Source organism: Fictibacillus arsenicus (assembly GCF_001999465.1).
Lineage (GTDB): Bacteria > Bacillota > Bacilli > Bacillales > Fictibacillaceae > Fictibacillus > Fictibacillus arsenicus.
Map to the genome: position 1 here is coordinate 1 of NZ_MQMF01000078.1, position 697 is coordinate 697.

Sequence of the window (697 nt, forward strand, 5' to 3'; positions counted from 1 at the left end):
GGTCTCGCGGATCGCCTTGGCCGGGTGGAACGGGCCGAAGTACTTCACGCCGGGCTTCCGGTCGCCGCGCATCACCTGGACGCGCGGGAACTGCTCGTTCATGGTCACGGCCAGGTACGGGTACGACTTGTCGTCCCGGTACATGATGTTGAACCGGGGGCGATACTCCTTGATCCAGGTGTACTCGAGCTGGAGGGCCTCCAGCTCGGAGCCGACGACGGTCCACTCGACCGCGGCCGCCGTGAACACCATGGTCCGGGTCTTGGTGGCCAGCCGAGCCGGGTCCTGGAAATAGGAGCTCAGGCGGGCGCGCAGGTTCTTCGCCTTGCCGACGTAGACGACGCGTCCGTCCGCGTCGCGGAAGCGGTAGACGCCGGGGGACGTGGAGATCTCGCCCGGAGCCGGGCGGTAGGAGGCCGGATCAGCCACGGGCACCCGGGGCGGCGTTGTACGCGTCCACGCGCTCCTGCCCCGAGAGCGCGCCGATGGCGTCCATGATCGCCGCCGTCGCGTCGCGGCGCTGCGGCAGGGTGTGACGACGCCCGGGGTGGCCGAAGTCCAGGGGGGCGCCCACGCGCACGGAGAACCGGTGGGGCCGGAAGCCGTTGGTGTCCGGCGGCTGGAGGTGCTGCGTGCCGGCGAGGCCCACGGGCACCACGGGTGCGCCGGTGGCCAGGGCCAGCCAGGCCGCACCGTG

2 protein-coding genes are annotated in these 697 nt (G+C 71.9%); both read right to left on the bottom strand.

What is annotated here, in order from left to right:
• Positions 1-429, bottom strand: a 429-nt coding sequence (locus UN64_RS21900; protein ID WP_171978996.1) for a GIY-YIG nuclease family protein, incomplete at its 3' end; no start/stop codon positions are given.
• Positions 422-697, bottom strand: a 276-nt coding sequence (locus tag UN64_RS21905) for a lysophospholipid acyltransferase family protein (RefSeq protein ID WP_369073194.1), incomplete at its 5' end; no start/stop codon positions are given. The genes UN64_RS21900 and UN64_RS21905, both read right to left, overlap by 8 nt.